This is a genomic window from Roseibium aquae (assembly GCF_008711285.1).
GTDB classification, from domain to species: Bacteria; Pseudomonadota; Alphaproteobacteria; order Rhizobiales; family Stappiaceae; genus Roseibium; species Roseibium aquae.
The window spans coordinates 365,270-378,545 of record NZ_VXDC01000002.1 but is presented as its reverse complement, the minus strand read 5'-3'; the positions used below and the strand labels follow the sequence as shown (position 1 = coordinate 378,545).

Sequence of the window (13,276 nt, the reverse complement as noted above, 5' to 3'; positions counted from 1 at the left end):
ACTAGCTTGCCAAGCATCTTCGGGCGTTTCTGACAAAGGCCACGAAGGCTATGCGACTTCACGGACATTCGTGAGGAAGTTGTCGACCTCCCCTTTCAGTCGATCGGCTTCACTCTGGAGAACCTCCGCCGAGCTGTTTACCTGACGCGCGGTCCGACCTGTTTCATCTGCTGAGGATGCCACCTTGACAATGTTTTGGGCAACTTCCTGCGTGCCGTTGGACGCTTCTTGAATGTTTCGAGCGATCTCTTCAGTCGCCAGACCTTGCTGCTCGACTGAATTTTGGATGCTGGATGCAATGTCGTTCATCTTTTCGATGGTCGCCGAAATACCCCTGATGGCGTCGACCGCACCAGCGGTTTCATGCTGAACCGACTGGATCTGCGTGGCGATTTCCTCTGTCGCCTTGGCGGTCTGGTTGGCCAGTTCCTTGACCTCGGCTGCGACCACGGCAAAGCCTTTTCCGGCTTCACCAGCGCGGGCGGCCTCAATCGTCGCATTCAGCGCCAACAAGTTGGTCTGTTCGGCAACAGCGGTGATGAGTTTAACAACTTCGCTGATACGGTTTGTCGCATCCGCAAGGCCTTCGATCTTCACGTTGGTTGACTGTGCCTGCTCGACAGCGTGGCTTGCGATTTCGGCCGACAAAGACATTTGTCGGCGGATTTCTTCCACGGACGCCATCAGTTCCTCCGCCGCGGATGCCACCGTTTCGACGTTGGACGAAGCTTCCTCCGATGCAGCAGCCACGGCTGTACTCTTGTCGCTCGTATCGTCGGCACCGGCGGTCAGAACGGATGCAGCCCGGTTCAAATCCTCTGCTTGGGACATGACCGTATTTGTGAGGGCAGAAATCTTTGCATCGAAGTCTTGTGATAGCTCGCGAAGCCGCTCTGCCCGGGCAAGCTGCAGACGCTGCTGCTCAAGCTGATCGTCCGACAGTTTGTCGGCTTCCGCCGCCTTATCGCGGAATACCACCAATGCCTTGTTGATTTCTCCGATTTCATCGGACCGCTGGGTATCGGGAATGGTGATGTCATACCTGCGGTCGATCAGGGCTTGGATCACCGAAACGGACCGCTCTAGCGGACGGCGTACCAGGGAGGTGCCGAAGAAATAAAGTGTTCCAGCCATGACCATAAGCAGCGCGGCGCCAACTCCAATCACAAGGATCAGGATTTGGCGGGATGCGGCAGTCAAGGTGCTGCTGGGAACATTGACGATCACCGACATGCTCGCATCGGTGTCAGCGATCTTCACCGGCACGACGATCCGTTTCACGTCCGTGCCAAGAGTGTGCGAATATCCATCATAGGAGTACGGTTGGCCGGTCCGTACAGCCGCAAGCAAAGCGTCCTGATGCGCCAAATCCGCTTCGGACCGGCCTTCGGCCCACTCCTTGCCAAGCAACGCGCTATCCGGGTGCGCGACCCACTTGCCTTCTCGAGACAGGAGGTGAACGGACCCCGTGCCGAGCGGCTGTTGTTGTGCCAAGGCATTGGAAAGCGGAGTGAGCATGATGTCGGCGCCCACAACACCGATCGTTTCCGCGCCATCTTTGATCGGCACGCCAAACGACACGCCCGACACGGTTTGTCCATCAACATCCCAACTGTAGGGCTCTGTAACATGGGGTTTACCGGATGCGAAGGGGATATTGAACCACAGGCTCTCGCCCGGTTCACCAACGGCTAAATCGCCAAGCGTGCGGTAGCCCAATTTTCCATCAGGCAGCCGGAAGTAATATGGTCGCCAGATGCCACTCTCATCATGCTGGTCGGCTCCCGCAAACTCCGTGTCCCGCCCGTCAAGCTGGTCGTCGACCACCGCGCCCCATGTTCCGGAAAGCTCGGAGTTTTCCTGTGTCACCGTTTCAACCACGTTGAACCACTGCGCTCGATCCCGAGTGTCGCTTTTGTGTAGCCCGTTCAGCGCAAAGGCGAGTGTTTCGGCGGCTGTCAGGCCATTTTCCATCGTACGGCGGACAAATTCGGCTTGTTCGCGCGCTTCTGCCTCTGCTTCGGCGATAGCCCGCTTTTGCGTTGTGGTTGAAGCCTGCCAGCCAATGAACCCGATACCGACAGCCAACGCGAGTGCAAGCGTCGAGACGCTTACTCCGATCAGTTTCGTCGTAACCTTCGCGCTATTGAACACTGATAAGCCCCCGCCATTGTGTTTCCGGGTATGTTACAAGCCGTCTACCGCAAGAAAACTAACTTTGATGCTTTAACAACCCGTTGCCGGTTGCCCCATTTCCGGCCCGATTGTGCTTTGAATTTGCAAACTGTTTCGGCTCCGACAGAATGCTTGGGTGCGGCTTGTGATCCTTTCGATGGGCGGAGGGTGTTTATCGCCAGAATTCTGTCTACTTCCGGAAAGAGAAGCCCGCCATCGCTAGGACAACCGAACAATGGTTTTCGTCCAAGCAAAGACCGCCTTGGGGGACTTGGCAAGGTCTGGGAAGCGCGAACAACCGCTTCGGCAACCGGTTCCTTTGGCACCGCGGCATGGCGCCATAATCCGGTGTCAGACCTCATCTGAAGTGGCCCGGCAATCCCCTCTTGCAAATCGCTCGCAATTGCATTGACTTTGCGATTGCTTCGCAATATGAATTGAGCCGCCGCTCCAGCGCGGCAAAAGTTTTCGGGAGCCAAAGCATGAACCTGACGAAAAGAACCTTCCTCGCAGCCGCAACCGCGATCGCCCTGGCGTTGCCCGCGGGCTGGGCCACGGCGCAGGACCGGCTTAGTGTGGTTGCAACGACCGGCATGATCGCAGACGCGGTGACGAATGTGGGCGGTGACATTGTTGAGGTGAAAGCGCTGATGGGTGCCGGTGTGGATCCCCATGCCTACCGCCAAACCCGCAGCGACATCGTTGCCATGGCGAATGCCGATCTGGTCCTATGGAACGGTCTCTACCTCGAGGCGCAGATGGAAGAGTTCCTGCTCAGCCTGGCCGAAAGCGGCAATGTGGTCGCCGTGGCCGAAGCCGTGCCGGGGAACCTGCTGCTCGGCTCCGAAGACTACGAAGGCCGGTTCGACCCGCACCTTTGGATGAACCCGAACCTGTGGGCGCGGGTTGTCGTCAATATCCGCGACGCGCTCATTGGGGTGCACCCGGAGGGAGAGGAAACCTTCAGGGCCAATGCGGAGACTTACCTTACCCAGTTGAACGATCTGGCCCGGTATACAAACGAAGTCCTGTCGACGGTCCCGGTTGAAAGCCGCGTCGTTTTGTCCTCTCATGACGCCTTCAATTATTTCGGGAACGCTTACGGGTTCGAGGTGGTCGGCATTCAAGGTATTTCGACCGAGTCGGAAGCCGGTCTTCAGCGGATCGGCGAGCTGGTGGACATGCTCGTTGCACGCAATATCGGTGCGGTTTTCGTCGAGACCTCCGTGTCGGACCGTAATATCCAGGCGCTGATCGAGGGCGCCGCGGCGCGGGGCCACGACGTTATCATCGGCGGTGAGCTTTTTTCGGACGCGATGGGAGATCCAGGCACCTATGAAGGCACCTATATCGGTATGATTGATCACAATGCCACGACCATCACCTCCGCGCTTGGCGGACAGGCACCCGAAAGCGGAATGCAAGGTATGCTCAATTGAGACCTCCCCGAATGACGAAGCTCCAGCAGCCGGCAATGGCTGCGGAAGACGGCCGGGCCACGCGCCCGGCCGCCGTTCCCGCGGAAGCGCCTCTTGCCGTGCGCGGCCTCACCGTTTCGTATGGCGAGAAGCCCGCCGTATTTTCGGTCGATGCGACCTTCCCAGCCAGGGCTATGTCGGCCATCATCGGGCCGAACGGCGCTGGCAAATCGACGTTGCTCAAGGCGTCGCTTGGCGTGATCCCGCGTCTTTCGGGCGAGGTCTTCATTTTCGGTCAACCCATCACCAAAGCGCGCAACCGGATCGCCTACGTGCCTCAGCGCGCCAGCGTCGACTGGGACTTCCCGACCACTGTGATCGACGTCGTGCAAATGGGGCTTTATCGCAAGGTCGGATTGCTCGGACGCCTTTCCGGCCAAATGACAATCCGGGCGCTGGACTGTCTCGGCCGTGTCGGGATGGCCGACTTTGCGCATCGCCAGATCGGGCAATTGTCCGGCGGCCAGCAACAACGGGTGTTCCTCGCGCGGGCCCTGGCCCAGGATGCGGATCTTTACCTGTTGGATGAACCCTTCGCGGGCGTGGACGCTGCGACCGAGCGGGCCATCATCGATGTTCTGAAGCTATTGAAATCGGAAGGCAAGGCCGTAGTCGCCGTGCATCACGACCTTTCCACCGTGCGGGACTATTTCGACCATGTGTTCCTGATTAATGTCCGGCCCATCGCTGAGGGGCCGGTTTCGAGCGCCTTCACGACCGCGAACCTGCAGGCGGCATATGGCGGACGTTTGGCAGCGACCCATCTCGACGAACTGGCGATGGTCGAAGGCCGATAATGCAGCAATTCCTGGAAGCGCTGTTTCTGCAGGCAGGCTACAACGCGGCGCTGGTCGCGATTGGCGCGGCGCTCCTGGGATTCGCGGCGGGGTCGTCCGGAACATTCCTGTTTCTGCGCAAACGCGCCCTCGTCTCGGATGCGGTGGCGCATGCGACCCTTCCGGGCATCGCCATCGCTTTCATGGTGATGGTGGCGTTCGGCGGGGATGGACGAAACTTGGCCGGCCTGCTCGCGGGCTCGGCACTCACTGCCTGGGCAGGCCTCTTGATTATAGAGTGGATCCCGCGCCGAACCCGGCTGGCCGAGGACGCGGCCATCGGAGCGGTACTGGGTGTTTCTTTCGGCATTGGCGTCGTGCTGTTGACCGTCGTCCAAACCATGAGCGCGGGACGGCAGGCCGGTCTGGAAAGCTTTCTTCTCGGCTCCACTGCGGGCATGCTGTTTCAAGATGCGGTAATCATCAGCATTGGCGGATCTCTTGCGGTGTTCTGCACATGGCTGATGCGCCGGCCGATGACCCTGGTCGCCTTCGACAGCACGTACGCGGCGGCCATGGGCTACAATGTCCGGCGGATCGATCTCTTGATGATGGGCCTGGTTCTGGCTGTGACGGTGATCGGGCTGAAGCTGGTGGGCCTCATCCTGATCGTTGCCATGTTGATCATTCCCGCGGTCACCGCGCGTTTCTGGACCGAGCGGGCGCAACATGTCATTTGGATCGCCGGCGGGATCGGCGCCGCCTCTGGCTATCTGGGGGCCGTCCTGTCGGCCTCAGCCCCCGGCCTGCCCACGGGCCCGATCATTGTCCTGATGGCAGCTGGATTTTTCGTTTTTTCACTCTTCTTCGCCCCGGTGCGCGGCGTGCTGTCGTCCGTGATCCGCCACCGCCGCTTCCAGGTGCGCGTCCACCGCCGGCAGGGTCTGCTGGCCCTTGCCGCACAGCATCCCATCCGCGAGCCCTACACCCTCCGCCTTCTGGCACAGGAAGGGCTGGTGCGTCCCGACGGCGTTCCGACGGATGCCGGGCGGGCGCAGGCAGCCAAGATCGCCCGGGACGAACGCCGCTGGGACATCGCCCGCGAAATCCATCAGGATGCCGGTCTCACCGGCCGCTACGACGGGCTCACCCCCATTGAGGACGTTTTCACTGCCGACGAAATCGCGGAATTCGACCTCCGGCTTGGTTCACCCGTCAGTGTGAGAGGTGCGTGATGGGAGCCGAATTCGTCCAGTTCTCGCTTACGCCGATCCTGATCGGCATCTTTTCCGCCATCGCCTGCGCGCTTCCTGGAAACTTTCTCATCCTCCGGCGCCAGGCTCTGATTGGAGACGCGATCAGCCATGTGGTTTTGCCCGGAATAATCGTGGCCTTTCTGATCACCGGGGTGACCGCCGCGATCCCGATGTTGCTTGGTGCGGCCGGAGCCGCGATTGTTGCTGTCATCCTGATCGAGGCAATCAAACGCCTCGGCAACATCGAGCCCGGGGCCGCGATGGGCGTGGTTTTCACCGCCATGTTCGCCCTCGGTGTTCTGATCCTGGAACAAACCGACACGAGCCGGGTCCATCTGGATGTTGAACACGCCCTGATGGGCAATCTCGAGAGCCTAATCTGGTTCCAAGCCGAAGGTTGGCACTCGCTCGTCGATCCTGTTGCGCTCGCGAAACTGCCGGATGAACTGATCCGCATCGCGGTTGTCTGCGCGTTCATCGCAGGTCTGACGCTGGTTTTCTGGCGCTGGCTCAAGATCGCGACCTTCGACGAAGGCTTTGCCCAGGCGCTTGGCATTCCCGCAGCAGCACTCGGCTTCGGGCTTGTCGTGACCGCGGCCGTGGCCGCTGTCGCAGCCTTCGACGCGGTCGGTTCGATCATTGTCATAGCGATGTTCGTTTGCCCACCGGCAGCCGCCCGCCTGATGACCAACCGGCTAGAACACCAGATCTGGTGGTCGGTGTTTCTCGCCACGCTTTCCGCAGTTCTTGGCTACGTCCTGGCCGGCTATGGCCCTTTGTGGTTCGGCGGCCAGAACGCGGTTAGTGCCGCCGGAATGATCGCGGCCGTCTCTGGCGTCATCCTGGGTCTGGCCTGCCTCTACGGACCGCACCGCAGCCGGGAGGGTGTTGGAAGGCAGGACATCGCGTGAACCGCATCCCAAGGCCGGACCTGCGCGGTTGCACCTTGCAAGGAGGACCGGCAGCTTCATGGAATTGATCGCGCCTGCATCATGTTGCCGATCCGAATAAAAGACCAAATGCCAGCGTCTTGATCCCAGGTCGACCATGGAATGGTGCACGGCCAGATTGATCGCGACACGATCCATTCTTGTCAGGAGAGGCTCTCTGACACGGGTCCGTGGCAACCGCTGCGGTCTACGCGTTTTTTCCGACTTGGGTTGCTTTCGCATTGGCGTTTATCGTTCTGCTTCGTCTGACGGATGGCGCCCGGACAGGCAACGAGGCGTGGCCATGAACCGCTCCGTCTCATCGGTTGGTCCAGCCGCGCGGTTTCCCAGTTGTGGAGTCCTGTAAGCATGACGAGCGGTGCCATCTCCCTTCCCCAGATTCGGCATAGTGCCGTGCCTGGACGCTTGAGGCTGATGGTCCCGGAAATCATCGACCGGCCGGAGCATGCAGCGGCGCTGGAACACGTACTGTCCGCTGCTCCGGGAATCCGCCGGATAAAGGCGCGCAGCGTGACCGGCAGCATCATTCTAGATGCCGACCCGGTGATGGACATCGACACGTTGCGATCAGCGGTGGCCAGGGCGGTTTCAGACCAGAAAAGCCACAACTCCGGCGCTGCCGGGAAACCCCGATATGCCCAAGCCCGGCGATCGGATCCGCGGGACAACAACGGCCGGCTGGCTCCAGACGGTCCGGTCTGGCACGCACTGAGTGTGGACGAAGCCATCGCAGGGACAGAAACACAGGCAGCTCATGGCCTGACGCGCGAAGAGGCAGACCGCAGGCTGCGGTCGCATGGGCCCAATGTACTGCCGCACGAATCCAGTCCGACAAACCTGGAATTGCTGCTCAAGCAATTCCAGGGTCTGCCGGTGATGATGCTGGTGGGTTCGTCCGTTGTCTCCTTGGCGACCGGCGGGATCGCGGATGCGGTGGCCACCCTCTCGGTCGTGGCTGCGAACGGCGTCCTGGGTTTTGTGACGGAAGGACAGGCCGAACGGACCATCCATGCATTGACGGACCAGAGCGACCAGCAGGTTCATGTCCTGCGCGGCGGGCGGACGGTCAGCATTCCCGCAAGCCAACTGGTGTTCGGCGACATTCTGACCCTCAAGGCCGGTGTCCGAGTTCCGGCCGACGGGCGCCTTCTTGCGGCCGAAGATTTGATGGTCGATGAATCCGCCCTGACGGGCGAAAGCATGCCGGTTGCCAAATCCGATGCGGTGAAACTCTCGGCGGAAACACCCATCGTCGAACGCAAGACCATGGTCTATGCCGGAACCATCATTGCCGAAGGCACGGGGCAGGCTGTCGTGGTGGCCACGGGCAGACGGACGGAAGCGGCGAAACTTCAATATTTATCGGATACCGCCGAGCGTCCCAAGGCTCCGGTTGAGGCGGAACTCGACCGGCTCGGCTCGCGACTGGCAATGGCCAGCCTTGCCGCCTGCGGTGTTTTCGCCGGCGTCGGCATTCTGCGGGGCTATTCGCTGGCGGTGATGTTGAAGGACGCGCTGGCGCTGGCCGTCGCAGCCGTTCCCGAGGGACTGCCGATGGTCGCCACCTCCACCTTGTCGGTCGGCCTGCGCAAGATGGAGCGAAAAGGCATTTTGATCCGCCAGCTCAGCGCGGTGGAAAGCATGGGTGCCCTGCAGGTGCTGTGCCTCGACAAGACCGGGACATTGACCCAGAACCGAATGGCGGTGGTTGAGGCCGTCGCCGGCCTGTCTCATGTGCCGCTGGAGCGCACCGCAGCCTTCACGGTACTGGCCGAGGTGGCCGCCCTGAACAATGACAGCCAACTGGAGAATGGCCGGCCGGCCGGGTCTTCTCAAACCGAGCAGGCTCTGCTCGATTTCGTCTTGTCGCAGGGGATAGATCCCGAGGATCTGCGGGCGCGCCACAGCCGGCTCAAAACGCTGGACCGAAAAGCCGGCCAACCCTTCATGGGGACCTGTCACCAGAGCAAAACCGGCTCATTTTGGACACTCAAGGGGTCGCCGGAGGCCGTACTTCGCCGCTGTAGCCATGTTCTCGACGACGGGCAGACACGCCCGCTCACCGAAGAGGACCGGAACCGGGTCATGGCATTGAACGACGACCTGGCCGGCCGGCCCTCCCGGGTGCTGGCATTCGCGCGGGCCGAGACCGGAGACCTCAGCGGCGACCCAGGCAATATGACCTTCACCGGTCTTTTGGCCATGGTCGATCCGGTTCGCCCCAGCGCCGCCACGCTGATCGCCCGGATCAGGCAAGCGGGCATTCAACCGGTTCTGATCACCGGCGATCAGGCGCCAACGGCGGCTGCGGTGGCGCGGGAGGTCGGCTTGACCGGCGGCGGGCCTGTCCGGGTGATCGATTCGACCGAATTTGCGCATCTGCCGCCCGAACTTCTCGCCGGGCTTGCGCGCGAAACGCATGTCTTCGCGCGGGTCGCAAGCCATCAGAAATTGGCCATCGTCAAGGCGCTCCAGGCATCCGGGCGGGTTGTTGCCATGACCGGAGACGGTGTCAACGACGCACCGGCCCTGGCGGCGGCCGATGTGGGGATTGCGATGGGCGAAAGCGGAACGGAGCTGGCGCGCGATGTCGCCAACGTCGTGATCCGCGACGACAATCTGGCAACGCTTGTCGAGGCGATTGCCGAGGGGCGGGCCATCCACCGCAATATCCGCCGGTCGCTGGAGTATCTTGTCACCACCAACATGTCGGAGATTGCCGTCTCGATCCTGGAGGCCCTGCACGGTCCGGGCGAGTTGGAAACGCCGATGGAGCTGCTGTGGATCAATCTGGTGACGGATGTGTTGCCCGGGCTGGGACTGGCGCTTGCCGAACCGGATCCCGACATCATGGAACAACCGCCGCGGGAGGCGGGCGAAAACATCATACCGGCCCGGGACTTCAAGCGCATGGCCACCGACAGCGGCGTCATAGCGGCGTCCGCCATGGCGGCCCATCTCGTGGGCCTCGCCCGCTACGGCCCGGGCCCCGAAACGCGCGGCATGACCTTTCTGGCCCTGTCCCAGGCACAACTTCTCTACACACTGGTCTGCCAGCGCACGGATCCACGCAAGCTGAAACCCGGTGCCCTTTTGGAAAACCGGACGCTTGATCTGGCGCTTCTGGTGTCGTCCGCGCTTGGAGCGTTGCCGTTCTTCTCACCGGGTTTGCGCCGTCTTCTGGGCATTGCCCCGCTCGCGAAAGGCGATGTCGCCGTTGCATTGTCGGCAGCCGCGGTGCCGCTTGCCAGCGTGCTTGTGCGGCGAAGCCTCAAGATCGAACTGTTTCCAGGCGTTATCGTGAAAGAGGTCGGAAATGCGTGATTTCGTATTGAGTTCGCAGGCGGTCACCTCGGCGCATCCCGACAAGATGTCGGACCAGGTCTGCGACGCGATGGTCGACGCCTTTTTAACCGCCCCGGCGCCGGCGGCCTGTGTCGCAGAATGCGCGCTGGCAAGCGGCATTGTGTTTTTGTCGCTGCGCTACGGCGGGCCTTTAAGTTTCGATCCCGCAGCGCTCGCCCGCCAAGTGATCGCCAAGGAAGGTTATGGCGGGGAAACCGGGGGCAGCCAACCGACGGTGATGCTGGATCTCACCGAAATGCCGGAACTGGTTGGCCTGCCGGAGCGGGTGATCAGCCTGGCCGATCGCATGACCACGGCGTTTGGTTATGCCTGCGACCATACGCCGGAACGCATGCCGCTTCCCATTCGGGACGCGCACCGTGTCTGCATGGCGATTGAAGACGCTATCCGGGACCGCAGGCTCATGGGAATAGCGCGGGACGCCCAGGCCCAGATCGCCGTTCGGTTTGCAGGACGCAGACCAGTGGACGTCACCGGGATTGCAGTGGGCGTGTTCGCACCCGGACACTCAAAGCCGGATGCTCTGGAAGAGATGATCCGGGCCGAGGCGATCAAGCCGGCCCTTGCCGGATCTGAATGCCCGATCACGACCGCCACCCGGATCAGCGTGACCAGTGTCGATTCTCCCGGCGGCCCCTCGGTTCATGCCGGTTTGACCGGCCGCAAGAGTTCCGCAGACGGCTATGGCGGCTTTTGCAGGGAAACAAGCTCCGCCTTTAGCGGGAAACATCCGGCCCGCATCGACCGGGTGGCCGCCTATGCCGCCCGTCAGGCCGCCGTGAGCGTTGTCGCAGCCGGTTTGGCACGGGAATGCGAAGTGCAGTTGTCCTATGTTCCCGGGGATAGTGAGGCGGCCAGTCTGGAGGTCGACTGCTTCGAAACCGCGCTCCTTCCCGAAAGCGAGATATCGGAAACGCTCCGGCAGCGCATCGACTTCAGCATTGGCGGGATCATCGAGCGGCTGAACCTTTGGGCCTTGCCGCGAGCCCGTGGCGGCCAGTTTTATGCGCCCCTGGCGCGCCGCAGCCACTTCGGCCGGACCGATATGGATCTGCCCTGGGATCAACCGATCCCGCTTAGTGGAAGCGTAGGATACTAGCGCCGGTTCGGGCCGCCGTTCTCCAGCAGTGACAGGGCATTGACCAGAAGCGTTGCCGCGGGGCCGACGATGCGTCCGCGGGCGAGCTGGACAATCGACAAGACCAAAAGAAGGGCACCAAGCGCCGTGTGCAGATTGAGCTGCCCGCCGCTTCGCTGGGTGATGGCTTGATCGGCGCGGAGCAGGCCGAACTGGAGGGACGCCCCAAGCGGCGGGGACGGCATCTTGGGCACGATCTTGATCGCGGAACATGCCGCCAGCAAATCGGCCAGCGCGTTTTTCTTCAGATCGGCTTCAACGATCAAACTGCCCGTGTTGGGCCTGGCCAGGCTGCGGGTCACGCCGGGCATGCGCGCCAGGGCTTCACACACATCTTCGAGCCGGGCGCGCGTGACGGGACGCACAAGTCTCAGGCGGGCGCGGCCATCGGTCGAATGGACCAGATGGACCTTTATCGGCTTGGAAGCTGGATCGCCCTCGGTCTCAGTCATCCCGCCTTTCTCCGGTTTCACTGTCATGGGACGGTTCATCGTCATGAGGCGGCGGGGCACCGGGGGTCATTTCCGCCCGGACTTCCGCGGCCATGTCCTCGAAATGCTCATAAGCCTCCGCACCGGCCCGGCGGACCTCATGGTAGGCGGAAGCGCCGGATTTCATGGCGGAGCGCATCGCCGGACGTCCCGCTCTGGCCACCGCGGCGGCAACGCCCGGCACCAGCATCAATCCGGCCGTGGCAACCGAAGCTCCCAGCAGAAACAATCGCACGGACATTCGACCTCACCTCCGTCAGATTTTTAAAATCCATCAGTCTCGACCGCATGTTTTGTCGACATGGATCCACTTGGCAACCACTTGTTCTCACCTTTTCATGCGGGTATGCCGTTGGAAAGACAAGGCGGCCCCTTTTGTCGGTCATTTTCCTCGCGGCGGCTCTCACCGGGGTTTGCCTCTGGCGGTCAGGATGGATATCCGGACAGGGTCCGTCACTCGCCGCAGCATCGGAACCATCTCATGACAGCCTGCACGATCCTGACAGCTGACCGCATCTTCGACGGCGACATGTTTCACGAAGAGACGGCCCTGGTCTTGGCGGAAGGCCGCATTGTTGCGCTCACGGCACTTGGTGACCTGCCAAGCGGTGCGTCCGTCACGCATACGGGAGCAGCCGTTCTGTGTCCCGGGTTCGTGGACTGGCAAGTCAACGGCGGCGGGGGCGTTTTGTTCAACGAAACGCCGACGGCAGATGGTGCGGCGGCAATGGCGCGCGCGCATCTGGCTTTCGGCACAACAGCGCTGCTGCCGACGATCATTACCGACCACGAGGCGGTGACCGAGGCAGCGGCCGAGGCGATTTCAAACGCGCTTCGAACGGGCCATCCCGGGATCGTTGGGATCCATTTCGAGGGACCGCATCTGTCGGTGGAAAAATGCGGGGTTCACGATCCCGGTCTTTTCCGGCCGCTGTGCCCCGCCGATATGCGCCGCTACACGCGCCGGGATCTGGGTAAAGTGGTGGTCACGCTGGCCCCGGAAAACGCCTCCCACGCGGATATCGAAACGCTCGCGGCTCACGATGTGATTGTGAGCCTCGGGCATACGAATGCGGATTACGAAACGGCACACGCCGCTTTCAGGGCCGGAGCCAGCGCTGTCACCCATGTGTTCAACGCGATGGCGTCACTGCACCACCGGAAACCCGGACTGATCGGTGCGGCGATGGAACGGGCCGACATCTGGTGCGGCCTGATCGCGGACGGCCACCATGTGCATGCCGCCGTCTTGAAAATGCTGATGGCCGCAGGGCCGGTTGACCGGATGACCCTCGTGACGGACGCCATGTCCACGGTCGGGGTATCCGCCGATACGTTCAGTCTGAATGGCCGGACCGTGACACGGGCGAACGGCCGGTTGACGGTCGCCGGCGGCACACTGGCCGGCTCGGATCTGGACATGATGTCGGCGGTACGTTTCACTGTCCACCATTGTGGCCAGCCGCTCGAGCGCGCATTGCAAATGGCATCGCGAAACCCGGCCAGGATGCTCGGGCTGACCGACAGGGGCCGATTCGCCCCCGGCGCGCGGGCCGACATTCTGGCTTTGGACAGTGCCCTCAACCTGACAGGCATCTGGCTCGGCGGCGAACCGGTCGCGCCTTAGGCGGCGGCGGATCGCGCGA

The 13,276-nt window shown here is 62.0% G+C and carries 10 protein-coding genes; 7 read left to right on the top strand and 3 right to left on the bottom strand.

Annotated features, from left to right (window positions below; translation table 11 throughout):
• Positions 1–48 precede the first annotated feature (48 nt).
• Positions 49–2,154 carry a methyl-accepting chemotaxis protein gene (locus tag F0184_RS05490; RefSeq protein WP_150495140.1) on the bottom strand — a complete coding sequence of 702 codons (2,106 nt, stop codon included), beginning with the start codon at positions 2,152–2,154 and terminating at the stop codon, positions 49–51.
• Between the two features lie 503 nt (positions 2,155–2,657).
• Between F0184_RS05490 and F0184_RS05485 the strand changes: the two genes are divergently transcribed.
• From F0184_RS05485 to F0184_RS05460, 6 genes are all read left to right on the top strand, one after another.
• Positions 2,658–3,614, top strand: coding sequence for a metal ABC transporter solute-binding protein, Zn/Mn family (locus tag F0184_RS05485; protein WP_150495139.1), 957 nt, complete (start codon positions 2,658–2,660; stop codon positions 3,612–3,614).
• 11 nt (positions 3,615–3,625) lie between these two features.
• Positions 3,626–4,450: a metal ABC transporter ATP-binding protein gene (locus F0184_RS05480; RefSeq protein WP_280176928.1), complete on the top strand. Its 825-nt coding sequence runs from the start codon at positions 3,626–3,628 to the stop codon at positions 4,448–4,450.
• A complete protein-coding gene (locus F0184_RS05475) occupies positions 4,450–5,664 on the top strand; it encodes a metal ABC transporter permease (RefSeq protein ID WP_150495138.1) in 1,215 nt (404 codons plus the stop codon). Before F0184_RS05480 ends, F0184_RS05475 begins: the two co-directional genes overlap by 1 nt.
• Positions 5,664–6,596: a metal ABC transporter permease gene (locus F0184_RS05470; RefSeq protein WP_150495137.1), complete on the top strand. Its 933-nt coding sequence runs from the start codon at positions 5,664–5,666 to the stop codon at positions 6,594–6,596. The genes F0184_RS05475 and F0184_RS05470 overlap by 1 nt, the downstream gene beginning before the upstream one ends.
• A gap of 387 nt (positions 6,597–6,983) precedes the next feature.
• Positions 6,984–9,959, top strand: a complete 2,976-nt coding sequence (locus tag F0184_RS05465; RefSeq protein ID WP_172971995.1) for a cation-translocating P-type ATPase — start codon at positions 6,984–6,986, stop codon at positions 9,957–9,959.
• Entirely contained in the window at positions 9,952–11,100 is a 1,149-nt protein-coding gene (locus tag F0184_RS05460; RefSeq protein WP_150495135.1) for a methionine adenosyltransferase domain-containing protein, read from the top strand. The genes F0184_RS05465 and F0184_RS05460 overlap by 8 nt, the downstream gene beginning before the upstream one ends.
• Here the strand turns inward: F0184_RS05460 and F0184_RS05455 are convergent.
• Together F0184_RS05455 and F0184_RS05450 are read right to left on the bottom strand one after the other, a co-directional pair.
• Positions 11,097–11,591 carry a hypothetical protein gene (locus tag F0184_RS05455; protein WP_150495134.1) on the bottom strand — a complete coding sequence of 165 codons (495 nt, stop codon included), beginning with the start codon at positions 11,589–11,591 and terminating at the stop codon, positions 11,097–11,099. The genes F0184_RS05460 and F0184_RS05455 overlap by 4 nt on opposite strands.
• Positions 11,584–11,871: a DUF5132 domain-containing protein gene (locus tag F0184_RS05450; protein WP_150495133.1), complete on the bottom strand. Its 288-nt coding sequence runs from the start codon at positions 11,869–11,871 to the stop codon at positions 11,584–11,586. The genes F0184_RS05455 and F0184_RS05450 overlap by 8 nt, the downstream gene beginning before the upstream one ends.
• A 240-nt stretch (positions 11,872–12,111) precedes the next feature.
• Here F0184_RS05450 and nagA point away from each other — a divergent pair, with 240 nt between their 5' ends.
• Positions 12,112–13,257: an N-acetylglucosamine-6-phosphate deacetylase gene (gene nagA / locus F0184_RS05445; RefSeq protein ID WP_150495132.1), complete on the top strand. Its 1,146-nt coding sequence runs from the start codon at positions 12,112–12,114 to the stop codon at positions 13,255–13,257.
• Positions 13,258–13,276 lie beyond the last annotated feature (19 nt).